The organism is Paenibacillus sp. FSL E2-8871, assembly GCF_038000345.1.
Taxonomy (GTDB): Bacteria; Bacillota; Bacilli; order Paenibacillales; family Paenibacillaceae; genus Paenibacillus_AQ.
Map to the genome: position 1 here is coordinate 3,442,772 of NZ_JBBOBV010000001.1, position 23,989 is coordinate 3,466,760.

The window sequence follows — 23,989 nt, forward strand, 5'->3', positions numbered from 1 at the left end:
CCTTTCAATGAGTAGGCACAATCATCATATGCATTCGCGGAAAGAGTGTTTGGGCGAATGCCAATAAATAATCCGCGCCCAGCCGAAGCTGAACAGTAATGAAATTTAGCCGCCTAAAAGCCTTTTTCACCTGCTTCGGCTCATAAATATGGACGAATATCCGCTTATGCTGATTCCTAATTTGTCTTAGAATTACCGTAGAAGTTTAAAAAAGGCTGTGATTCTAATTTTAATCAGAAGAGACAAATGGTTGCAATATCGCATCCTTCGCAAAGGTTCCTCTCTCGCCGGACGGCTGCCAGAGACACAGTTGCTTAAGAAGAACGCATTAACGAATATGCTGCTTCACTATCAAAGCGTCGTATTGAAACCCCGCAACGGGAGTTACGGAAGGGATATCCTGTTCATTAAAAGAAACGGTGCAAACGCCTATCGTATTCATAACGAAAAGAAAGCCTTCACCATGACAGACAGCGATAAGTTACTTAAATTGTTCCGTAAAAAAAACAGAGGTCGTGGATATATTGTCCAAAGGCGTCTGCAGCTTGCCCAAATTCAACACAAGCCATTCGACATTCGGATAATGGTTCAGCGACAAAAGAGCTCTTCATCCACTTGGATCGTGACAGGCTCATACGCGAAAGTTGCGGCGCAAGGATATCTAGTCACGAATGTGGCTAGCCGCACCATTCCAGTCCTTGAGGCACTCAAATTAGCCCGAATCGGAGATCGGAGCTTGCTTGTCAAAGCGGAACAGATCGCATTATTGGCAGCCACACGACTGGGAGAGCGTTACCCAAAGCTTAGACAAGTCGGGTTCGATATAGGCATCGACAAAAACTTCCGGATTTGGATCATTGAAGGCAATTATCAACCAGACTTACGCCCATTCCGGCTCTTGAAAGATTCCTCAATGCATCGCAGAATATTATGGTATAAGAACCATTAAAACGAGAAAAAAGACGACCAGCCTCTTATCTTTGGCCTGTCGTCTTTTCATGTTTGGTGCGTATCCTTGATAATCCCCCGCTTGCAATTTTACTTACGTCTTTTGTTACTTACAACACGCGTCACTTGGAACTTATTTACCCCTACCTGTATAATGGCAAACTGGCTGTAAGAAGTGCCGGAAGACGTATAAGGTTCCGCTTGAATATTTCCACTCGGCGTTCTAACCGTTGCAGTGATTCTAGTCACCAAACAGACTCCACGGCTAGAAGCTTTCCAAGTCTCGTCACGCTGAACATTATAATTGTCATCACTACATAAGATGGATGCATATTCAACTTTTCCAAATGCATTAAACGATGTGGAGTTAAAGATCTGTACGGGGTCATAACCGCCAGCTTTTCTATTTCCCATCCTCAAAACCTCCCTTATTATCGATATTATTCATTAAATGCAATTACATCGTTTTGGTAAGGTATAAATGTGGACAAGAAAAAAAAGTACGTTTATCCGATGGTCACAACCCCTTCTCTTTTACTTCTATTATCTTTTTACTAAACTGATACTTCACAGTAACATTCTCAATAATCTCAGTATTCTGGTAGGCAAGAGAACCTTCAAATACTAATGTATCATTGTCTTTCCACACCAGGTTATCAGCATAGCTATAATTCTCATGATCGGTGCGAATCCATGTATCTAATTCTTTTTGTGCACCATATTTGACTCTTGCAGATTCTATTAACTCTGGACTTGTCATTCCCTCTTCAATATTGCTAATTTGAACGAAATTACTTTTATTAGAGCATGTTACGATCGCAATTAACTTATGATTTGGAGAAGGGATAATTTTTGTAATATACATAGATGGTGCAGAAAAACTTAAATATTCTTTAAGCACATTGTCTTTTATTCTCCAAATGACATTTTGACTTCCATAATCCGAATAATTATTAAACAACGTAAATATCATACTTCCGTCTGCTAGCTTAACAATATAAGGGCTCCGATAACTTTTTGACAAAATATCTACGGCAAAAGCAGCCGCATCAGCGATTTTTTGATTCTCATTTTTTATAAATGGCTGAAGTTCTTTTAACGCTTTTACTCTCAACGTGGGATCATTAAAGCTTTCTACCAGCCTATTAATAGCAATATATACATATTCATTATTATCACTTTTTAAAGCATGTAGAAATTTTTCCGCATCATATTGAGTAGTAGGCTCTAACTCCATGTCTTCAGCATTTAAATAACGTATGTAAGGCTCTGAATTTTGATTTTTATAATATTCTGTTGCTAATAAAGCTGAAGCGGTTGAACTATATAGGACAAGACAGGCAACCAAAATAACCCACTTTTTAGAAATCCCTTTTTTCCTTTTCTCTGTTCCATTGTGCCCAGCCGCTTCAATTAAGTTTTCATCAATGAGTCCGATCTCCTTAAATAAATCTTCTTTTTTCATAGGTTAACCCCCTCTTTGTCTAGATGAACTCGAAGTTTATTTCTTGTCCTAAATAATATGGATTTCACTTTACTACTACTCATATTAAATCTCATAGAAAGCTCATCTATTGAATAGGAATACCAGTACCTTTCAATAAATATGTTTCTCGCTTGCTCATCTATGCCATATAAAAATTGATTTATTAAGTTTGCGATCTCACCTTCTTCATACTCTGTTTCTACAGTATCAGGCGAAGCTAGACATTCTTCTAGTTCCGTTAGAATGACTTCAAACTCACGATTACGCTTTTTCGCTGTATTATAACCATACTTATCAAGCGCAATATTACGGGTGATCCTCCCTAAAAATACCGAAAAATTCCTAGGCAGATTGGGCGGTATCGCATTCCATGCCGCTAAGTATGTATCGTTCTCACACTCTTCAACATCCGAGAAATTTGAAATAATGTTTCTTGCAATGACTCTGCAGTAAGCCCCATATTTATTTTTAGTCTCTAAAATGGCTTGCTGTGAACGCTGTAAGTATAGGTGGATTATTCCTTGGTCTTCCATTCGTTTTTCTCCTTTTAAACACTCTTATCTATATAGTAGAGAATTCTTAGGATGGGTTGCACTTATATTAAAATTTACACCAATATATAAAGACAACCCCCTCCTAAACAAGGAAGGGGTCTTTGTAATAGATCTGCCTTTTGGTCATCTCTACAATCCAAAATGTTCTCTAACTAACCTATATTGTTCTTCCACGCTCATACTTGGTATTCTTTCAACGGTTCTGATTCCCATTTTATTACAAGCAGTCTTAATCTCATTGGAGAACTTAACCATAGATTTGTTACCGTGTTTAATCGTTTCTTCTGGATTTATCGTGTAGGCGTTAATACAATCTAAAATCATCTTATGATCTTCTCTAAAGTAATATAATCTCTCTATCTCTTCATCGGACGTATAAAAACAAATCATTCTCTCTTTTGAAATAAACGGTAGTATACGTTCAGGCATTATTCCTAAATCTATTATAATTGGTTTATTATTAGGAATTGTTAACAAATCAATGATAAAGAAGTCCATCATCTCTTCGACGATTTGAAATAGCCACTCGCAATGCTCATCTACGGGTTTATTGAACCACTTATTCCAATCCAAATCAGGATTAGGAAATTGAAGGGCAGGGTATTCAACAGGACTAGTGAATGGTCTGTATTTTAAGACATCATCCCCCAATGTTTGAAAGCCTAGCTCCTCTACAAATTTCTTGGTCATGGTAGTCTTCCCAGCACAAGGCCCCCCATTAAGCCAGTAAACATGTTTTAATTGTTCCTTCAAATAATTATTATTTATCTTCATCCGGTACACCCCATATGTTTTGTGTAGTATCTTACTTTAACACGTTGGTTTCGGAGAGGTGGCGGATTCTTATCTTCCTATAACAGTGAAAACACATCGATATTCTCCTTTCTTGGCACAAGTAGTTATATTCTACGCGTTGGTAGTCCTATTAGCGTATAATGCACACCATCAAGATTATCGTTCTCAAACTTAACTAGTGAAATAGAACCCTTTTCAAATGAATAAGACAGCAGCGCGCAGTCTTATCTTTTCCAGTATAATCACATCCAACAGTCATTGTTTACATATGGTATATTTTACTATTTAATATTTCTAATAGAAGTGTCTTTAATGATCCTCTACAATGATTGCGTAACTTCTATGAGACTTTTATTTCCCGATTCAGAATACTCCATCACCTTTTGAGCTTCTTCAAATGAAAATATTTGATCGACAAATAGGCTTTATTTTTCCTGCTTATACCGTATATTTCATCACCTATTTTATTTGAAAAGCAATGGCATAACGAGAGAAAACACCTCCACGTTGATTTAAAGGTATATAATACCCGTACTTCAACGTAAGGTGTTTACTTTGTTTCATTTATTTTTAAAGATTTTCATTATAAAAGGCATTCAGTTTTTCAACAGCTTGTCTAACTGGTTCTGGTTGATCGTATAGGTCATAGTGCTTACATTTTCAAGAATGAACAAGTCCTTTTTCGTTGACGCCGCTCTATTATACAGCTCCTGACCATCTTTGTATGAACCAAATGCACCTTGTTTATCACCTACAATGAACAGGTGGGAGAATTACTGGAGAAGAATATCGTGATGGCCTCACGTTATTAAGCTGATGATACTTATGATACGATTCACCGCACTGTCTATATCGGTAAGTTTTAGGGCCATCCGTCAAAGGATGGCCCTTCTTATAAATTGAACCAACGTCCTACCAAGGTAACCTGATAGGTTAATTCGCTTAACCAAGCGGTCATTGAGGATATTTTATACTAAAAGTTATAATTCAATTGACTAGTCGAAATGATACAAATTGGAGGTTATCCAAATGAATATTGAGATAGGAAAAAAAATCAAAACACTACGATTACAAAAAGGACTAACTCAGGAAGAACTTGCAGCAAAACTAAATCTGTCATCCCAAGCAGTATCTAAGTGGGAAAATAATGTAACCATGCCTGATATTCAAATTCTTCCTGATTTATCCGTGATTTTTGGTGTTACAATTGATGAATTATTTGCATTAACCGATGATATCCATTTAGAACGAATTGGAAATATGATTAGTACTGAACATTTTATATCTGAAGACGACTTTAACTATGCTGATCAATTTTTAAAAGGAAAACTAAATGATGCGCAAAAAAAGTCCTCATGTCTCACCCTGCTAGCTCAGTTACACATTCATCGTTCAGATGAGCACCGTGAATTGGCTTCCCATTATGCCAAGGATGCACTGCTACTAGCTCCGGACAGCAAAAGTAATCATAATGCTTTGCGAGATGCGGAGAATGGAATCATTTTTGATTGGAACTTTTCAAATCACCATAAACTCATTGCGTATTATAAGAATTTCGTGCCAAATCACCCGGATTACTGGCAGGCTTATGTTTGGCTTATGAACTACTTAATCGCAGACGGCAGATGTATTGAAGCAAAAGAAATTCTGGAACAATTGAACCAAATCCATCCTGGTCATTTATATCAAAAATATGGAGGGCTGATATGCAAGGAAGAGGGTAACCTTTCTCAGGCGCTGGCTCTCTGGGAGCAAATGACTGATTTGTATCCTGAGGATTGGCTTGCATGGTCCTCCAGAGGAGACTGTATGGCTAAACTTTGCAGGTACGACGAAGCTATAGAATACTATTCCAAAGGTTACGAACTACAGCCAAGTCCAAAGTATACAGATGCATTTGAAGCTATTTCTCATATATATATAATAAAAGGGGAATATGATAAGTCTATTGAAAAGCATCACGAAATAATTGAGCTACTAGAAAGGGACTGGAGAGTCACAGAGGGTAAGACCGTTGATTTTTATAAGAGAGAAATAGAAAATTTAAAGATAATGCTGAATAAACAAACCTAACATTATTAAAAATACCAAATAACATGTACGACTGGTCCTTTCCGCCAAAACGGCGGAGGGGGCTTTTGCTTTTAGTAAGCAAAACTGCCCCACCAGATACTACATTATTTTTGTAAACCCAGAATGCTTGGAGAATCCCGTGTGTGCTGATTTTCCCAAGCGGTGCAATCCTCAGATATCTTAGGTTTACTTTCGTTGTAACCTTCTAGCTACCTACCCGATCTAATATTTAAGTAACGTTACGAACATCCTAAGACTTTTAGTCAAGAAAGCAGGTAAATCTTTGCATATTAATCCTATTGTCGTCAAAGCCAAAGCTGGGGACTCTGAAGCATTCGTGCAGTTGATGCAAGAGATAGAGTTACCTCTGTATAGAACTGCAAGGTCCATCGTCAACAAAGAAGAAGATTGTGCAGATGCCCTGCAAGAGACGATGCTTAAAGCCTTTAGGTCCATCCATACACTCAGAGAGCCCGCTTTTTTCAAAACGTGGATCTTCCGGATTCTGATTAATGAATGCAACAAAATGATCAAAAACAACTCAAGAGCCCTCCCTTATGGAGAGCTTCCCGAAGTCCCTTCCATTTCCAAGGATTATGAGAAAATCGAAATATGGGATGCCGTTCAACATCTTGAGGAGAATCTACGGATTGTCATTCACCTTCATTACCTACAGGACATGCCGATCAGTCAAATTTCCGACATTCTCGAAATTTCTACGGTAGCCGTGAAGACCCGGCTGCATCGCGCCCGCAAAAAGCTAAAGCATTTATCTCAATTCAATCAAGAAATGGAGTTGCGACATGGTAAACACTAAGTTAGAAGAACAATTAAAAAACTGCCAAAGCCTGCTTCCCGATCAGTTATCGGATATTGCCCGCTCCAAACTGAATGAGACTTACCAAATCATCAGGGAAACCGATAATTCCATTTCCCCCGTTCAGAAAAAGAAAAATGTATCTAAAACTTTTAATAAATGGTTGATTTCCACTGCAGCCGCTGCAATTCTTGGAGTTACAGTCCTTGCTTCCGGCTTTGTATCGCCCGCAATGGCTGATGCACTCAAGCAAATTCCGGTTTTGGGACAAATCTATTCATTATGGGGCGAAAACAACGGAGATCCCGGTGTTCAACAAGCCGAGGATTTAATCACAAACATAAACCAAAGCGTGACCCATGGGGATGTGACTATGAATATTCCAACATTGTTATTTGACGGGACCCGAATTCTTATGAACATAACCACTCCTGGAAACAGTCTGGCTTCGGAGCCCAATTCGCCGCCTTCAGATGCCAATAAAGGAGCGGTGGATAAGTTTGAGGTTCTCTATAAAGGCCAACCTCTGCTCTGGAGTTACGAACATATGGACGGTGAGACTGCTTCCAGCATAATGGTTCAGGTTTTGAACACTTATTATGAGCCGAGCACAACAATACAGACTGTCCAGTTCCCTGATCAGTTTGACTTGACTGTAAATGTAACGTTAAAGGGTTACGATGTCCCGTTCCAATTCGTTCTGCCTGTTACAAGATCAACGCCCGTTACCGCACTAACTTCAGAGGAGACCAAGCATCACGATAACATTAACTTGCAGATCAGTAAGGTGGAAATCACCCCAATCACAACGCAGTTATCCATTGAGTACAAAACCAAACCGGGCCAGAGCAAAGAAGAAATGCTCGCTTCTATTCCTTCGAAATATAAGGGTGCTAACGGGGGCGTCATCGCTCTTCAGTTTGACATTGTGGATGAACGTGGTGTTCAACTGAAGCCTATCGGTGCTCACCCCGTAAGCGAATCTTATAATGTTCGTTTTGAACCCTTCAAGACTATACCGAGTACCGTAACCATCAAACCGTACTTAGTCGTTTCCGAAGGTCAAGCCCCGGCTGGGACTGAAGGACTGTGGGAAGACAACAATATGGTCAAGGAATATATCCCTGAGCTGGAGACTGTATTTTCGGTGCAATAGTTCATTTGTAAAAGGGACCTTATTTTCTAGGATGAAAAGGGTATGCAAAACTACAAAAGACGAAGCCATAATGGGCTTCGTCTTTTGTAATTTATTTAGCTGAAGCCAGCTGCGATATTTTGTCCGCACGGCTCATTTCCTTATCACTCTCAGACTTAGGCTTATAATCGGCCAGTTAGATTCATCCTTTGTGATAGCCATACGTTTGCCCTCCTAAAAATGTGAATGACATTTCCTATGATGTGATGCGGAATCCGACGGATTGCTGCTGCAGCTTCCAGAGACGGTCGTACAATCCGCCTCGTAGTAGTAAAGCTTCATGCCGTCCCTGCTCCACCAGTCGGCCATCTTCCAGCACAATAATGTTGTCTGCACCTCGTATGGTTTTCAGCCGATGCGCGATAACAATAACGGTTCTGCCCGTAATCAGCGCATCAATTCCCTTCTGGATTTCGGCTTCATTCTGCGGGTCAAGCGATGCAGTAGCCTCATCCAGCAATACAATCGGAGCGTTCTTAAGAATCGCACGAGCAATAGAGATCCGCTGCTTCTCCCCTCCGGAAAGCGTACTGCCACCCTCGCCTACCGGCGTGTCATAACCTAGCGGTAATTTCATAATGAAATCATGGCAACGGGCCATTTCTGCTGCTTGTTGAATATCCTGCTGCGACGCGCCCGGCCGTCCAAAGGCAATGTTGTTTCCAATGGTATCTTGGAACAGGTACACATCCTGAAACACAACCGACACAGACCCTAGCAAATGTTCTGGATCAATATCTTTAATATTGCGTCCGCCTAGCAGAACACTTCCTTCGTCAGGATCATAGAAACGCGAGATCAAACGCAGCACTGTACTCTTTCCGCTGCCGGAGGGACCCACGATTGCAGTTAATGAACCTTGCGGCATTTCTATGCTTAATTGTTTGAGAACAGGCTCACCTCCATAGCTGAAGGTAACTTTGTCAAAGCGGATGGTACTGCTCTCGGGAAGTGGAGCTGTAGTCCCTGTCATTACCGGCTGGCGAAGCAGGTCTACGATGCGTTCACCCGCTTGTTCGTTGTACCGGAATTCAGCATAGTTGGCGAGCGCCGTCGTCAGTGGATCATAGATGCGTGTGCCGACAATAAGGAATACCGCCAGCTGCAAAATACCGAGCTCCCCGCCTAACAATAGATGCACACCTACGTATACCATCAAGGTCAGACCCGCACGAAGAAGAGCCATAGCCGTTAGAATGACCGGTCCGAATATCCCTTCAAGCTTCACACTTTCCTTCATCAAAGTTCGAAAAGAGCTATCCAGACGGACAAAGCGTTCTCCCGTCAGGTTGTAGGCTTTCATCACCCGAATACCATTCAAATACTCCTGTAGCCGATTCGCGGCGTTCAGTTTAGCTTTCATATGATTCGTCCCTAATCTGCGCCGCAGTCTGCCTGACAGGTACATAATTAGGAGGGCAACCGGCAGTGCCACGAACATGGAAAGCGCCATCCGCCAGTCGAGGAATAGTAAACCCGCAAGTGCGAATATCGGCAGTACAAAAGCCCCTGCAAGCTGTGGCAGCAGATGTGAAATTCCTGTCTCAACCAGCGTGAAATCGCCCATCATCATATTGGCCAAATCACCAGGATCCCGGCGCGTCAGGTAGCCTAGCGGAAGCTTACGCAGATGTTCTGCTAATTCCGCCCGTCCCTGTGCCGCAACATTGTAAGCCCCGCGGTATGCAGTGCGGTATGCGGGGATCTCACTCAGGAACATCAGCACCATAACAGCGGCTAGTCCCGCGCAAATCCACCAAAGCCGTTCTATCTGAAGCTCTGCACCCACCGTAATATAAGGAGCAAAAATCAACCTCACCGCCTCAATTACAAGCGCAAACGGAAGCACACTAACTATGTTAGCCAGTAAGGAAAAAAGTACAGGCTTCAGCAGCTGCTGCGGTTTGCCAGCAGTAATATTGTGCAATACCTTCATAGCTGTTCCCCTCCTTTTTCCAAATGCCAATCTCCAGCGTCACTGTAGGCATGCCACATTTGAGTGTAAAGTCCATCGAGATCAATTAAACTATCGTGATCTCCGCGCTCCACGATTTGCCCATCTCGCAGTACCAGAATTTGTGCGGCTTCACGAATAGAGGAGAGTCTGTGAGCAATAACAATAACCGTCTTCCCGCGCATAAGCTCCGTTAGTGCCAGCTGCATGTGATGCTCATTTTCCGGGTCGGCAAAAGCAGTCGCTTCGTCGAGTACAAGTACCGGTGCATTTTTGAGGATAGCCCGGGCTACCGCAATACGCTGCTCTTCACCACCGGAGAGATAGACGCCACCTTCACCGATTAACGTATCGTATCCCTGCGGAAGCCGAGAGATGAACTCGTCGCATTGCGCAGCTCTTGCTGCAGCCTGGACTTCACCCAGCGTGGCTCCCGGTTTGCCGACGGCAATATTCTCATACAAAGTGTCATAGAACAGGAAGGTCTCCTGAAATACAAAGGCAACTGTATTCATCAGTTCATGAATCGCCATATGACGGATATCCACTCCACCGATACGGATCGCACCCTCTTGCGGGTCCCAGAACCGCGGCACCAAGCTGGCCACCGTCGATTTACCTGATCCTGACGGTCCAACCAGCGCTGTAACCTTCCCTTGTACTGCCCGGAAAGAGACCTCGCTAAGCGCAGCCGCAGCCCCCTCTTCTTCACTGTAGGAGAAGGTTACGTCCATAAATTCAACGTCGAAAGCTTGCGGTGATAGCGGCTTTGCTATTTCTGGTACAGGCTGCTGTGCCAAAAGACGATCCATCCGCTCTACGCCTTCGCCGATATCCCGGGTGCTCGAAGCCAGCATAAGTAGCTTATAGAGCGGAGATGATACGCCTGGTGCCATAATTAGAAAGAACAGCAACACAAGCGCAAAGGACATGGAATCCGGCTGACCGCTTAGCATAAAAACACCCACCGGTAAAATAAAGGTAAACGAGGAGGCCAGCAATGTTTTGAATAGAACATAACCTGACTGATAACGGTCCGTAAACTCCAGACAATAATCACGGTATCTGGTCATATCACTGTAGAACTTTCGGAAGGAATGCACCGTCTGCCCGAACACCTTCACCGCTGGCATCCCCCGCACATACTGCACCGCCGAAGCATTGATCTGCTCCAAAGAATCATGATACTGCTTCACACTGGTTTTTCCCTTACTGCTCATCATAAGTGCTGACTGCACAACCATTCCTATGAGGATCGGTAGAAGACAGGCAACAGCTAACGGCGGACTCAGCCAGAACATCGCCACAATCATCAGCACCGTAGACGCCAGCGCGCTGACCAGATCAGGGAGCTGATGCGCTACGAAATTTTCCACCTTGTCAACATTCTGTTCCAGCGTCTTCTTCACTGCGCCGGTCGAAGTTCCATTCAGGAAGCCGAGCGGCAATCTGCCTAGATGTTCGGTCATTCGCACACGCAGATTATATTGAATACGAAAAGCCGCAATATGCGAACACATAATACCGCAATATGAGGTCACCAACCCTCCAACCAAGCCGCCGAGTGCAATCCATCCCCAGCGGATCATTGCATCACCGTCAACCTGTCCAGGAGATGCTGCATGCCGCAGTAGCTCGGCCAAGATGAAATAAACTGATAAAAATGGTACCAGCATTAGCACGGCGCTGACCGATGACAATACACCAGACAGGATCAGCAGGCCTCGCTTCTCTCCGGCAATCTCCAACAGTCTCGACATGCCAGTTTTGGTTTTACTCACAGCTGTTCCCCCACTCTTTATAATTACGCACAAAAAAAGTGCACTGAGAATGATTCTCTGTGCACTAGTGTATAGGAACGCTCTTCCTGGTTGCTACCGTTTCCGGGATTATAATCAACCAAATCAGGAGCATCTGTTTTCGATGCGAGCTTACATCCTTGTTCCTAAAGAACGCTGTCTACCACTGATCAGATACTCTCCAGGACGCACACCGAATTTTTTACGAAAGGCTGCTGAGAAATGGCTGACATTCACGTATCCGACTCTGGATGCTGCTTCACTTACCGTCATATTTCCATGTTCTAGCAGCTGCTGTGCCCTTTGCATCCGTTGTTCGATCACATAGGCATGGACAGTATAACCGAATATTTCCTTAAAGCCCTTCTTCAATTTGAACTCATTGAGGCAAATAATGCGAGAGAGCCCTGCTAGCGTCGGTGGATGTAAATAATCACGTTGCAGAATTTCCTTGGCTAGTCGCAGGCTCTCCATATCATCTCTAGATAGCTTGACCGTGTGGGAAATCCGATCAGCTTCAAATAAAGATTCATTGAGATAGACAGCCATTAGCTCCAGCATTTTCCCCTCCAGATAGAGTTCCCGCATACCCTGACTATAGGAACAATCCGCAATTTGAGACAGAATAAGTCGGATAGATGGTGTGATAGCGTTTTTGCCAAAAAACAACCCAGCTCCTCCTCCGGCTTGGAGCCGTGTATCCTCGGTCAGTCCGCTGGTCATCCGCTCAAATTGTGCCGGACTCATATCTATGCTGAGGAATCTGTAGCCCGCTCCGCTAAGGTATATACAATTTTCACTTCTTACTCCGCCGTGAAGCAGCACACTTTCTCCTGTATCTATGGCAAAATAGTCCTGCTTCAGCGAGGTCCCCCATTCAATTCCATGTCCCATACAGAATATCAGCTCCGTACGAGGTGTTCTAAACTCGCCCTTCGCTTCGATATCCCGATTAAATTGGAGATCAAAATCCGTCATCTGAAGATAACGCTGAGTAAGCAGGCTCCGGCAGCTGCCCTCCCCTAACTCGACCGGTGGTTTTATCTCAAAGTGGCTTCCGTCCAACTGGTAAGTAATACTAAACCCTTCGCATCTAAGCGTCTTATGGGCATCAATCGTTTCCGCTTCATTCAGACCATCGCTACGCTTCATGCTCATCCCTACTTCCCCTTACTTTGGATTAATTATATATGTATTGAGAATGATTATCAATTGAATGTTCTTTTAGCAAATATGCATAAACAACAAAAAACCTTCCCACCCCTAAAGGTGAAGAAGGCTTAAACGCGTCACTTCTGAAGACATGGCCAGCTATATTTTCAGCTCCATAACCACCTGTGAACGGCCTTTAACGTTTCGTTTTTACATTACATTGGTGGTGGGGGGAAGGTGAGATGCATCCGATTGTTCACCAATTTAAATTGCTAATCCCTCCAATCGTTCAATTAGCAATGGAATCGCTACTTCAATCCAAAACTCCAGACAAACATGCCCACTGGACATACCACCATGACTGTATTTCTCACAATAGATTTGTTTATCTAAATCACCTAAGCTACTTCCTGTTAATTCCTCAAATGCGTATTTGAATATCTCTGCAAACTCCTCACCTGTACATGGATAATTCACTTCCTGAAAGTACCTCTCTAGCTCATCCCAAAGATATGGATCCCCTCTTAATCCCCACCTTTTTGGTCGCTCATTAAAAATAACTGATACTGTCTTTAGCATCCCCAGCCTCCGCCGCTTTCGAATTGGTCAACTATAACTTAACTCTATGAAACAAGTTAGAATTTCCGATATATCGTACTCACTTAATCTGTGTAAACAGTACTACTGTATCATTTTTAACCGCCAATTGTTCCAAATCCAATTATAATGTTTCTGACTATAATTAGATGATTTCAGACTGGCCAATTACTTAAAACTATTTAAAAATTCGATTAATATAGGGAGAAGATATAAATGATATTTTTTTCAGAAAATTCAAAAATACCAGATAAATATGCAGACTTTTTGAATAAGATTGCAACTTTCTTTGGGGAAGAAGAGAATTTCAAAGGTATAGTAAACGACACTATGGAAATCTTAAGACTGTCGTTTAAGGATGATATTTCCGATGCAGAATTGTTAAAGCGCGCAAGTCTTAATGGTATCATTAATGATCCGGATGTCTTTATGGAAATGATAAGTGACAATCCTGATAAAACCAAAATAAAAACAGTTTATATGGAAGAACTTAATGCTTTGTATTACACGATAAATGACATTTTCAGAACACTATGAGCAAAGAAAGAAGACATTCACCCGTATTTCGGAGATGAATGTCTTCTAACCCAATCTGCTTTGCACTGTGTTCTGCCGATTATATTACATCCTCAGATTCCAAAGTCAGCCGGTATCCGTTCTTTCTCTCCCTGACAGCAAATCCCCAGGCTTCGGGTGCTTTCCAGGAGGTCTAAATACAAATCAAGCCTCTGATATCTTTGCTTTGCCCATAGAAAATAAAGCGAATGATGATGTATAGTTGTAATTGTATTAGTCTTAATCCGTAATTTTCACATTTCCAAATACGGCCTTATTCCTCGAATCATCCCCCGGATTGCTGAGCGCTATGCCAATATACACCTTGCGATTCATCGGGATCTGAACAGTTCCAACCGTCTGCCAGTTATTCCCGTTCGTCGAAATAGCCCCTTTGAAGGTATTTCCGCTTCTGGTCAGCTTTAGCCATCTTGGAGCCGAGGCAGCCGCAGTATGGTCGACCATATTGCCCGCGGTCTCTGCACGATACTGGAAGGTTGCCCCATTCTCAGGGGTAAGCATCATATCTGCGTGCTTCGAATTATGACCCAGCGATTCCCGAATCATAATGCCGGCCTTGGCCCAGCCGTCCAATCGGCTAGTGGACTGCACTTTAACAATAATCTCCGCATTGCCGCTCACGGACTGGTATATATAATTCAGTTGATCTCCATTTCCCCAAATATCCGTAGAGCTGCTGCTGAGTGTATATTGCTTATTGGATGAATTGTAGGTAACGTTTCCCGGCATAGAACCGATATTTCGAGCCTTCCATCCTGCTGGTAATTGAGCCGGATAGTCTTGTTCTACCGGAGGCGTCCAGCCTGGCGTCGGCCAGGTTTCACGTTCCTTGATATTGGCCAATTCATCTTCTGGCCAGGCCCCGTAGGCAAAGAACGACAGGCGCTTCACGTCCGGATAATTCTCGCGGATTCCCTTGTAAATCTCCTGATATTGATCATCAGTCCAGTCATTATCCAGTGTGGCTACAATCTCCACGTCACTGCCGCTGATCCGGTCGCTCGTATCCTTCAGAATGCCGTAGGAAGTGCTGTATACCCAATCACTATTGAACTCCCAGTCATCAAAGTACGCCATCGGTGCGACAAAGTCGATATCATCCTTGAATTTGGCTACATTCTGTCCAACCTCTGTAAATTCCGGCGGCAAAATATACACGCCGAGCTTCACATACGGCTTCGAGGACTGGGTGATATCCTGACGAATATCGCCCACATACTGCCCAATTTGTTCAGTTCTCCATTCATTCCACTGCTCACGCTGAGGCGAATCCGTATCGAAGTCAATGCTGAGCGGGGAATACCCGAACTGCGCCTGATACTTCAGGGCCGTGTAATCACTGACGTCCATGTTGTAATTGTCAAAGCGGATCCAGTCTAGCACAACACCGTCAACAGCATAATTCTCGATCACTTCCTGAATGATGGAACGCTCATACTGCTGCACTTCGTGGTGAATCGGATTGACGAAGTATTCGTTGCCGTTAGAACCTGTGAACGGAGTCTGAACCCCATTAACCAGCGCTTGCATCTGCCACTCATCGTTAGCAAGGAAGGCTTGCTGATCATGGAACTGGGGAATCCAGGCATGAACCTTAATTCCTGCAGCATGAGCTGCTGTAATGACAGCCTGCAGAGCATCGAAATTCTCGTAGCCTTGCGCGATCGGAGCGATATCACTCTGATAAAATACACTTCCAGACGGAACCTCATCATCTTCATCCTGCTTCACGTTCATGCTGATGACATCGACACCGTAGCTTGTGGACAGCTGGATGAAATTCTGGACATCCGCCGTGTTCTTAAACTGGTTTACGGTCCGTACAATAACTTCCGTTTCGAAAGGGGGATTACTCTCCTCCTCCGCCATAACCGGAACGGAACCACCCATTATCGAAGAAACCAACACGAAGCTTAACATTGCTATGAATCTCGATCTCAGCGCAAATGCCATAATCTCGCCTCCAATAATCTTATTTCGTAGCGTTGATTTTCTTGACATTCTCCTGCCATTTTTCGGTTCTGAACTCAAGCAGCTTATCCAGCCCCGCTTTTTGGGTGTTCTTTTTGGCTGTCTCCAGTGCTGACAATACCTCTTCATCCGACTTCGCCTGAACCATTTGTGCGTAAGCAAGGGTATAAATATCCCCTACATTCTGTGCGATGATGCCAATCTCCGTATCCGGTAGCGGATCGGTATTCACAAATTCCGTAATGTCCAGCGCGGTTTTCCAGGTCACCGTGGACTGCGCCACTGTCTCCCATGATTTCTGGTTCGCGGAAAGCAGCGCCTCTAAGCTCATTTTCGCCGTATCAATAAAGGTCGTATTACCCGCCCAGTTAAAGTCCTCGAATTTTCTCATCGTTTCGGTACGCTCGTTAGCAGGAGTCGTCTTGTATTTCTCGTTCGGAATTGGTGCTCCGTCTGCGTCCTCCTCATCCCAGTACAAGCCTTTAGGACCGAAGAAAAGCACCTTCTGTCCCTCCGGACCCGTAATCCAGTCAAAGTAAGCGAAGATGGCCTCCGGATCCTTGGCCTTTTTTGTAATGACACTGACGTTCCAACCCAGCGTCTCGAAACCGCTTACAAACACTTGTGTTTTGTCTAGTCCGGCTTTATGAATCGGCCAAATAATTTCATAACCGCTGTCCGGATTGTTCGCAGTCAGTGCACGGTGTCCCTCGGCTCCATACGTAGTGATATTGGATTCGACCATGACCGCTACCCGGCTGGTATTGACCTTTTCTTTGACCGCATCCTGGGTTTGCTGCAGTGCATCCTGCGTAATCAGCCGTTCACGATAGAGCTTATTGATATACAGCACCATCTCCTCGTAAGCGGGATCGTCCAAGATAGATGACAGCTTGTCGCCTTCCGGATATCCCATGAGTGAAATGAACTTACTGGTGGAGTTCTCCTTAAAACCGCCATACATAATTTCCAGACCTGCCCCCTTCTCGCCAACCTCCAGAGGTACAACATCCGGATACTTCTCTTGCACCATGCGTAAATATTGATACAAATCATCAAAGGTCTCCAGCGCCGGTCTGCCGAGCTCATTATAAATATCTTTATTCACCATCCATCCGCCGTTGCCGAATTGCCCGGATGTATACCAGTTGGGGATTTGATAGATTTTTCCGTCATCTGAACGGAGCAAATTCAGGGTGGATTCCTTCACATATTTCTTGAAGTGCGGATACTTGTCATAGTAATCATCCAGCGCAACAAGTTGCCCTGCCTGCACCAGCCGTTCCACTGAGGATCCCCGGTCAGTAAAAATGACATCCGGTAAATCACCACCGACGATCATCGTGTTGAGTTTTTCTCCGGCCGCACCTCCCGATTGAATCGGTTCAACAGTAACCTTACGGTTCTCTTGAATCCATTTTGTCGCCTCATTATCCCCCCATGGTGATGTAGTAAGCCAGTCGTAATTTCCATAGAAGCTGAAGGTGACGGGCTTAATCCCGCTGCCGTCATCAGTGGTGACCTCAGTATTCAGATTTTTCTCGCTTGTGTTTGGTGAAGTGTTAGAATTCCCCCCTCCGCTACAGGCAGCGAGAAGAAGCACCAGCGAAGTCAGCAGAAGCGATACCCATTTCATACGATTGCCCATTCTTTTCCCTTCTTTCTACATAATATGGAGACTGCTATTCTTTCAATGAACCGATCATTACGCCCTTAACAAAGTACTTTTGGAGAAAAGGGTACGTCAGGATAATCGGAATAGTAGCGATCATCATCGTAGCCATGGTCAGTGACTTCGTAGTAATCGTCCGATTTCGGTTCATATGATCCAGCGCGATGGCATTCGATGAACCAATTTGGGTCATAATGTTGGAGTTCATAACCTGCCGCAGCAGGGTCTGTATAGGAAGCAGTTCGTCCTTCGTAATATAGATCGCTCCCGTAAACCAGTCGTTCCAGTAACCGACCGCAGTAAATAAAGCAATCGTGGCCAGCACCGGGCCGGAGACGGGAATAACGATTCGGAAGAAAATGCCGTAGTTACTGCAACCGTCGATTTTGGCCGATTCCTCCAACCCCTCCGGCAAAGCGTTGAAGAAGGTGCGGATGACAATCATATTCCAGACGCTGATGATGCCGGGGATAATCAGAACCCAAAAGGTGTCCAGCATACCCAAAGAGCGAACTAGTAAATAACTAGGGATGAGCCCTCCACTGAAGAACATCGTAATCATGAAGAACACCATATATTGTTTTCGAAAAAGCAATGTTTTCTTGGACATTCCGTAAGCTAACAGGGCCGTGAAGAAGACGGACAATGCCGTGCCGCCGAGCGTTCTAAGAATGGTGATCAGAAAAGAATTCAGCAGGCGATGATCCTGAAACACAATATAATAATTTTCCAGGGTAAATGCTCTCGGTAACAAGGTTACACCGCCGAGCGCCGTATCGCTCCCTAGATTAAAGGAAATGACCAGCGCGTTCCAAAATGGGTACAGCATAAGTAGCGCCAGCAGCGTCAAAAGGATATAAATAGTCCGCTGCATGATTTTGTCGCCCAGGCTTAGTCTCATTGTTCACCTCTCCTAAAAGGTTTATGGAGCATTACTTACAGTCGATACATCCCAATAAAACTTGCATCGGAAGCATTCGCTATGAGTAGTAGTACCTACCAGAGACTAACATCTGCCCGGCGCGCGATTTTGTTGGCCATCACCAGCAGAATGACACTGATCACCGCTTTGAAAAGCCCTACCGCTGTCGCATAAGAGAATCTGGCATTTAATATCCCCACACGGTACACATAGGTGTCGATAACATCGGAGTAGGGTCGCAGGATTGGATTGGTTGCCAGCAGCAAAATGTCCTCGAAGCCCGCACTAAGCAGACTGCCGATGGCAAGAATCATAAAGATGATGATAATGGGGGTAATGCTGGGGAGTGTAATCAAGTGAATTTGCTTAAATCGGCTTGCTCCGTCTATGGAAGCGGCTTCATATAAAGTCAGATCAATGCCTGCAATCGCGGCCAGATAGACAATGCTCCCAAATCCGACCTCCTTCCACACATTTACACTTACTAGAATAGACCAGAAGTATTTGGGTAATGCCAGGAAGTTAACTGGCTCCCCTACCAGATTGAATCGCTCCAGTACATAGTTTACCGTTCCGTTGTCAACAGATAACAGCGAAAATACAAAACCGGATACAATAACCCAGGACAGGAAATACGGTAAATAGCTGACGGTCTGGATAACGCGTTTAAAGCCCATATTACCGATCTCATTCAGCATCAGTGCAAGAAGAATCGGTGCTGGAAAAGAGATAATCAATTTAAGCAAGCTAATCACAATGGTATTTCGCATCACATTCCAGAACTCCGGTGCCTCGAAGAACATTCTGAAATGCATAAATCCAACCCAGGGGCTCTTCATAATGCCGCCAAAAATATCGTATTGCTGGAACGCCATAACCACGCCATACATCGGAATGTAGCTAAAAATGAATACAAAGATAATTCCCGGCCAAACCATGGACTGTAAATCCAATTGACTGGTGAATTTCTTCCATCTACTTGGTTTCTCGGCCGTGTTCATCCGTTTTTCCTCCTCTGGACGATTCTAGTGAAACAACGGCAAAAACGCTTTGTTCTTCTCCAGCATTTCATCCAGCAGCTGTTCAGCTACGGTGACCGAACGCACGAGCGGATGATGAACCATAGCCTGCAGGGCCATATCCCGGTCTCCATGCACAGCCGCCTCGATGGTGAGGCTCTCGTATTGCTTGACCGCGGCCAGCAGGCCTTTGACGGGCTGCGGAATTTTGCGCAGCGGAATCGGCAGCGGACCTTGTTTGGTTACCAAACAGTTCACCTCAATGGAGGCATCGTCCGGCAAAAAGTCAATCATTCCGTTATTCCTTACATTCAACGTCTGGATATCACGGGAATCATTATAAATGGAGCGCATCAGCAGCACTGCCGCCTCCGAGTAATAGGCTCCACCACGCTGCTCCAGCTGCTTTGGCTTCTCCTTTAGCTCTACGTTCCGGTACAGCTCAAACAGCTCTTCCTCCACCTTCTTCACTACCTCAGCGCGCGATCCGATCGTTGCTGCTGCTTCCTTCTGTTCCGCAAGCATCGCGTCCGTCATGTAGTAATAGCTCAGGTAATAAGAAGGGATGGCTTTCAAAGTATTCAGAAACCGGTGGTCCCAGGAATCAAACGGCACATTACTCGCCTTGTAGTTCTGGGGGTAATCAATGAGCTCCTGTAGCTTGCTTTTACCGTCAATTACGATATCGGATACCCAGTGCAGGTGGTTGATGCCGACAAACTCCGCATAGATCTTCTCTATAGGAAGTCCGAAGAACTCAGAGAGCCACTTTTGAAAACCGATCGGCGAGTTGCACAGGCCTACGCTTTTTACCGATGAATATTTGTGAACAGATTCAGTTACCATACCGGCCGGATTCGTAAAATTCAGCAACCAGGCATCCGGAGCTAACTCCTCGATGTCCTTGCAAATATCCAGAATAACCGGAATGGTCCGCAGGCCTTTCATCATCCCTCCGGGACCCGTCGTCTCCTGACCGATGACATCGTATTGAAGCGGAATTAATTCGTCCCATTTTCGCGCTTCCAGCATACCTACCCGGATTTGAGTGCAGATAAAGTCTGCTCCGGCGATGGCCTCCCTGCGCTCAAGCGTCTGGGTCACGGTAATTGGCAGTCCGGACTCAGCAATCATACGCTTGCTTAATTCCGCAATCGTATGCAGCTTCTCCCTTCCCGCCTCAATATCCACCAGCCATACTTCGCGGACGGGAAGCTCTTTATGATGCATGATGATGCCTTCAATAAGCTCAGGCGTATACGATGAACCCGCTCCGATGACAACGAGCTTCAAAGTCTCCTTCATAATAATAGCCCCTCCTTACCCAGTGATAGACGATCAAGAACCTCCTGATTCACACGCACACCGCTACTTTCCATTGCCAAAATGACCGCGCCTACAACCGGTTCCCGGGTTAGAATCCTTAAAGTGCCATTTGGAGCCGAATACTTCACTCTATGTTCAATGGCCCGCCGGATGATGCCTGAGCGATCCCCTTTGGTCAATAGGCTGCCTGCAAGTACGATGTCAAAGGAATCCTCCTCCATAGCCAAATGGCGGATTGTCGATACCGCTGCCAAACCGAGCTCATCCCCTTGCTTGGTTAGCAGTAGGGTGGCAACCTGGTCTCCTTCATCTGCCGCTTGAAACAGCAGCTCAGTAATCTGGGGAGGCAAGTCTCTGGAATGATCCAGGTAATCCTCCCTTAACTCCGAAACACTGGAATAGCCCAGCAAATGAATTAAGCGTTCGCTTAAGACAGTCTCTTGCTCTCTTCCTTCATCCGCCCGAAGAACGCTGCGGAATACCTCAATGCTTAGATCATAGCCGCCGCCGTAATCACCGAACCGATAGCCAAATCCGCCACATTGGTATGTAACGCCTCGCGGATTTTTACCGGCGCTGTTCACTCCCGAGCCGCAGATCAGCACGATCCCATAATTACTCTCTGTACCTGATCGCAAGGCAATCCAGGTATCGCAGGAAATCTCAGTTCGTGGAAGGCCAAGTCTGCTGATGATTGGTCGTAAAATTCGAAAATCGGATTCTCTGTCCGCTCCAGCCAGACCGAACCAGGAATACTCCATCTGATCCTTTGTCAGCCCCGACGCTATAATCGCTCCCGATACAGCCTGTTGCAAACTGTTCTCCGCCTGCTCACGATTGTTTTGATGATTCCCGTTCCCTCCCTTGCCTACACCAATGACCGTTCCCTGTTCATTTGCAATCATTGCATAAGTTTTGCTGCCCCCTGCATCGACTCCCAAAAAGTACTTCACAGTTCGTTTCACTCCTAATATTTAGGTTAACCTTACAGATGCGGTGGATTCACGCACGAGAAGCTGAGGAGCGAGCTTCGTTACAACAGCTGGCATCACCTCCCCATTGATTAATTTCATCAGCAAATCAACACCAATGCTGCCCATTTGCGCCTCAGGCTGTCTGACTGTCGTCAATCGGGGATAAAATTCACCTACGAACTGCTGATCATCAAAGCCAACCACTGAGATATCCTGAGGTACCAGAATCCCCTCCTCACGCAGGGCTTGAACAACACCTAAAGCAATAAAATCGTCTCCTGAAAAAATGGCTGTCGGCAGCTTATCTTCACGGATCCATCTCTTGGCCACCTCATAACCGCTACTTACCGTAAATCCGCAATATTCCGTGCCGAAAGGCGATAGTCCCGCTTCATCCAGCGCCTGTACATAACCCCGCTTGCGCTCTGCTACACTCAGGAACACCGAAGGGCCACCGATATAGGCGATCTGGGTGTGTCCAAGACCAATCAAGTGCTTGGTAGCTTCATACCCCCCTTGATAGTTATCGACGACGACACTGGGAACATCCTCATGCTGGAGCTGATTATCCAGCAAGACAAACGGAATATTTTTTCTTTTCAGCTCCTCCACATATTCTTTTTCCTCAAGCGGAGATAACAGGATAATCCCGTCAACGCGGTCCTTCTGAAACAGGAAGTTAACGCCTTCATCCTCATTCTCGGCTATCGACAGGGCCAAGAAGTAACCTTGTTCTGCTAGCTTCCGGTTCACCACGCGAATCACGCGGTCATAGAAGGAGTCGTTAAAGTTAGTAATCGACATACCGATGACTCCCGTCTTGCCACGCACGAGACTCCGCGCCGCTGAATTGGGCTGATAATTTAATTCCTCCATAGCACTCAGCACTTTCCGCCTATTGCCTTCACGTACAGAAGGTGAATTGTTAATAACTCTGGATACGGTCACTACAGAGAGCCCCGACTTTTTGGCTACATCATGAATGTTCATCTAAGCTTCTATGCCTCCAAGTTCAATAGTTTAAACGTTATAACTTTCAGGGAAATAAAAAAGGACTAACTCTTCTCGCCACAACTACGTCCTGACTGAGAATCGAACATTGAATGTCAGTTTCATCTTTATCGAAAGTATCAAAATAATTTCAAAAGTTTAAAGGTTTTAACTTTATGATGATTTTACAACCATTCCCAATATCCGTCAATCCATAAAATGTAGTCAAATTTAATATTCCGGACACTACAAAAAACCTTCCCTCACCCCTAGAGGTGGAGAAGGCTTAAACGCGTCACTTCCGAAGACATGGCCAGCTATATTTTCAGCTCCCCAAGCTTGATCAGCTCGACAACCGCTTGTGAACGGCCTTTAACGTTTAATTTTTGCATTACATTGGAGATGTGGTTCCGAACTGTTTTTTCGCTGATAAATAATAAACCAGCGATATCACGAGTCGTTTTGTCCTGCACGAGAAGCTCGAAAACTTCGCGCTCACGATGAGTCAACAGAAATTTGCTGTGGTGTTCGTTCCCCTTCAATGGTGTCACCCCTCCTTGCCCTGGGTTTGTTTGGTATAACAAGGTAAAGGGATACAGTCAAAACATATTATGTATTGATGAAGTTAATGGTGCTGTCATAACTACAAAATGGGCTTAACCATCCGAAGCTTATTACACCGCTTTAGTGAGGACATTCATCCGCAAAACTTGAAATCTCTTGGATAGAATCATCTCCTTACAGGGCAAACTACAACTTGTTGTTTCTTATTAAAAGGAGGTGTAAGTATGAGCAACTCGAAAAATAATCAACCTACTAAGGCAGAGGTACAAACTACAAAATTAAACAAATTGCCACTAGTCGGTAAATTCGAACCGGAATTTTCTGCTGAGGAAGCCGCAGAAGTATTCAAAAATCATCCCACTACGGAACATGAATCCCATAATGAACAATAAAATAAAGACGACACAGAATGGGGATCTCGAATAAGTAGTTTTTTCCTATAAATGAGACGGCCCGGTTAATTATAAAAATTGTAAGCAACACATAGCAGCGATTCAGCCATTATTGGAGAATCGCTGTTTTGTGTTGTTGGTCGTTGACTGCCCGCTTCAACAGTGTATTCATCATCTCCTTCTGAGGGTTACGGACCCAGATGGCGTTATTAG

22 protein-coding genes and 1 pseudogene are annotated in these 23,989 nt (G+C 44.5%); 6 read left to right on the forward strand and 17 right to left on the reverse strand.

All coding sequences use genetic code 11. The features are described 5' to 3' along the window. Positions 1-250 precede the first annotated feature (250 nt). The gene (locus NYE25_RS15705) at positions 251-949 is read left to right on the forward strand and encodes a YheC/YheD family protein (RefSeq protein ID WP_341146340.1); all 699 of its coding nucleotides are present in this window, start codon (positions 251-253) and stop codon (positions 947-949) included. A gap of 89 nt (positions 950-1,038) precedes the next feature. Here NYE25_RS15705 and NYE25_RS15710 read toward each other — a convergent pair whose 3' ends face one another. The 5 genes and pseudogenes from NYE25_RS15710 to NYE25_RS15730 form a co-directional block, all read right to left on the reverse strand. Further along, positions 1,039-1,362, reverse strand: a complete 324-nt coding sequence (locus NYE25_RS15710; protein WP_076300430.1) for a hypothetical protein — start codon at positions 1,360-1,362, stop codon at positions 1,039-1,041. A 103-nt stretch (positions 1,363-1,465) separates the two neighbouring features. Continuing rightward, on the reverse strand, positions 1,466-2,413 hold the full coding sequence (locus tag NYE25_RS15715; protein ID WP_341146341.1) for a hypothetical protein: 948 nt from the start codon (positions 2,411-2,413) through the stop codon (positions 1,466-1,468). Continuing rightward, positions 2,410-2,967 carry an RNA polymerase sigma factor gene (locus NYE25_RS15720; RefSeq protein ID WP_341146342.1) on the reverse strand — a complete coding sequence of 186 codons (558 nt, stop codon included), beginning with the start codon at positions 2,965-2,967 and terminating at the stop codon, positions 2,410-2,412. The genes NYE25_RS15715 and NYE25_RS15720 overlap by 4 nt, the downstream gene beginning before the upstream one ends. Before the next feature lie 150 nt (positions 2,968-3,117). Next, positions 3,118-3,762, reverse strand: a complete 645-nt coding sequence (locus tag NYE25_RS15725) for a hypothetical protein (protein WP_341146343.1) — start codon at positions 3,760-3,762, stop codon at positions 3,118-3,120. A gap of 591 nt (positions 3,763-4,353) precedes the next feature. After that, positions 4,354-4,541: pseudogene (locus NYE25_RS15730) on the reverse strand (alpha/beta hydrolase); the annotation flags it as partial. Positions 4,542-4,812: 271 nt separating this feature from the next. Between NYE25_RS15730 and NYE25_RS15735 the strand changes: the two are divergent. The 3 genes from NYE25_RS15735 (at position 4,813) to NYE25_RS15745 (ending at position 7,829) form a co-directional block, all read left to right on the forward strand. Further along, on the forward strand, positions 4,813-5,856 hold the full coding sequence (locus NYE25_RS15735) for a helix-turn-helix domain-containing protein (RefSeq protein WP_341146344.1): 1,044 nt from the start codon (positions 4,813-4,815) through the stop codon (positions 5,854-5,856). Positions 5,857-6,139: 283 nt separating this feature from the next. Beyond that, positions 6,140-6,673 carry an RNA polymerase sigma factor gene (locus NYE25_RS15740; RefSeq protein ID WP_076119439.1) on the forward strand — a complete coding sequence of 178 codons (534 nt, stop codon included), beginning with the start codon at positions 6,140-6,142 and terminating at the stop codon, positions 6,671-6,673. Next, positions 6,660-7,829: a DUF4179 domain-containing protein gene (locus NYE25_RS15745; RefSeq protein ID WP_341146345.1), complete on the forward strand. Its 1,170-nt coding sequence runs from the start codon at positions 6,660-6,662 to the stop codon at positions 7,827-7,829. The genes NYE25_RS15740 and NYE25_RS15745 overlap by 14 nt, the downstream gene beginning before the upstream one ends. A gap of 235 nt (positions 7,830-8,064) precedes the next feature. Here NYE25_RS15745 and NYE25_RS15750 read toward each other — a convergent pair whose 3' ends face one another. The 4 genes from NYE25_RS15750 to NYE25_RS15765 all read right to left on the reverse strand — a co-directional run bounded on the left by NYE25_RS15750 (position 8,065) and on the right by NYE25_RS15765 (position 13,352). Continuing rightward, the gene (locus NYE25_RS15750; RefSeq protein ID WP_341146346.1) at positions 8,065-9,804 is read right to left on the reverse strand and encodes an ABC transporter ATP-binding protein; all 1,740 of its coding nucleotides are present in this window, start codon (positions 9,802-9,804) and stop codon (positions 8,065-8,067) included. Continuing rightward, complete coding sequence (locus NYE25_RS15755; RefSeq protein ID WP_341147735.1) at positions 9,801-11,582, reverse strand: ABC transporter ATP-binding protein; 1,782 nt, start codon at positions 11,580-11,582, stop codon at positions 9,801-9,803. The genes NYE25_RS15750 and NYE25_RS15755 overlap by 4 nt, the downstream gene beginning before the upstream one ends. 171 nt (positions 11,583-11,753) lie before the next feature. Then, complete coding sequence (locus NYE25_RS15760) at positions 11,754-12,779, reverse strand: helix-turn-helix transcriptional regulator (protein WP_149644956.1); 1,026 nt, start codon at positions 12,777-12,779, stop codon at positions 11,754-11,756. A 258-nt stretch (positions 12,780-13,037) separates the two neighbouring features. After that, the gene (locus NYE25_RS15765; protein ID WP_042191434.1) at positions 13,038-13,352 is read right to left on the reverse strand and encodes a hypothetical protein; all 315 of its coding nucleotides are present in this window, start codon (positions 13,350-13,352) and stop codon (positions 13,038-13,040) included. Positions 13,353-13,586: 234 nt separating this feature from the next. Here NYE25_RS15765 and NYE25_RS15770 point away from each other — a divergent pair, with 234 nt between their 5' ends. Beyond that, positions 13,587-13,907, forward strand: a complete 321-nt coding sequence (locus tag NYE25_RS15770) for a hypothetical protein (RefSeq protein WP_042191436.1) — start codon at positions 13,587-13,589, stop codon at positions 13,905-13,907. Between the two features lie 258 nt (positions 13,908-14,165). On the opposite strand, the gene NYE25_RS15775 is transcribed toward NYE25_RS15770, so the two are convergent. The 8 genes from NYE25_RS15775 to NYE25_RS15810 all read right to left on the reverse strand — a co-directional run bounded on the left by NYE25_RS15775 (position 14,166) and on the right by NYE25_RS15810 (position 23,362). Further along, positions 14,166-15,947 carry a family 10 glycosylhydrolase gene (locus NYE25_RS15775; protein ID WP_341146347.1) on the reverse strand — a complete coding sequence of 594 codons (1,782 nt, stop codon included), beginning with the start codon at positions 15,945-15,947 and terminating at the stop codon, positions 14,166-14,168. Continuing rightward, complete coding sequence (locus NYE25_RS15780) at positions 15,919-17,565, reverse strand: extracellular solute-binding protein (RefSeq protein ID WP_341146348.1); 1,647 nt, start codon at positions 17,563-17,565, stop codon at positions 15,919-15,921. Before NYE25_RS15780 ends, NYE25_RS15775 begins: the two co-directional genes overlap by 29 nt. 34 nt (positions 17,566-17,599) lie before the next feature. After that, positions 17,600-18,490 (reverse strand): carbohydrate ABC transporter permease, encoded by an 891-nt coding sequence (locus NYE25_RS15785; RefSeq protein WP_042191442.1) that lies wholly within the window; start codon positions 18,488-18,490, stop codon positions 17,600-17,602. 95 nt (positions 18,491-18,585) lie between these two features. Further along, entirely contained in the window at positions 18,586-19,512 is a 927-nt protein-coding gene (locus tag NYE25_RS15790; RefSeq protein WP_341146349.1) for an ABC transporter permease, read from the reverse strand. Positions 19,513-19,536: 24 nt separating this feature from the next. Next, positions 19,537-20,835, reverse strand: coding sequence for a 6-phospho-beta-glucosidase (locus NYE25_RS15795; protein WP_341146350.1), 1,299 nt, complete (start codon positions 20,833-20,835; stop codon positions 19,537-19,539). After that, positions 20,832-21,809, reverse strand: coding sequence for an N-acetylglucosamine kinase (locus NYE25_RS15800; RefSeq protein ID WP_341146351.1), 978 nt, complete (start codon positions 21,807-21,809; stop codon positions 20,832-20,834). The genes NYE25_RS15795 and NYE25_RS15800 overlap by 4 nt, the downstream gene beginning before the upstream one ends. Before the next feature lie 21 nt (positions 21,810-21,830). Then, the gene (locus tag NYE25_RS15805; RefSeq protein WP_042191450.1) at positions 21,831-22,820 is read right to left on the reverse strand and encodes a LacI family DNA-binding transcriptional regulator; all 990 of its coding nucleotides are present in this window, start codon (positions 22,818-22,820) and stop codon (positions 21,831-21,833) included. A gap of 317 nt (positions 22,821-23,137) precedes the next feature. Continuing rightward, a complete protein-coding gene (locus NYE25_RS15810; RefSeq protein WP_019908812.1) occupies positions 23,138-23,362 on the reverse strand; it encodes a helix-turn-helix domain-containing protein in 225 nt (74 codons plus the stop codon). A 246-nt stretch (positions 23,363-23,608) separates the two neighbouring features. Between NYE25_RS15810 and NYE25_RS15815 the strand changes: the two genes are divergently transcribed. Beyond that, positions 23,609-23,776, forward strand: a complete 168-nt coding sequence (locus tag NYE25_RS15815) for a hypothetical protein (RefSeq protein ID WP_179085837.1) — start codon at positions 23,609-23,611, stop codon at positions 23,774-23,776. The last annotated feature ends 213 nt before the right edge of the window (positions 23,777-23,989 follow it).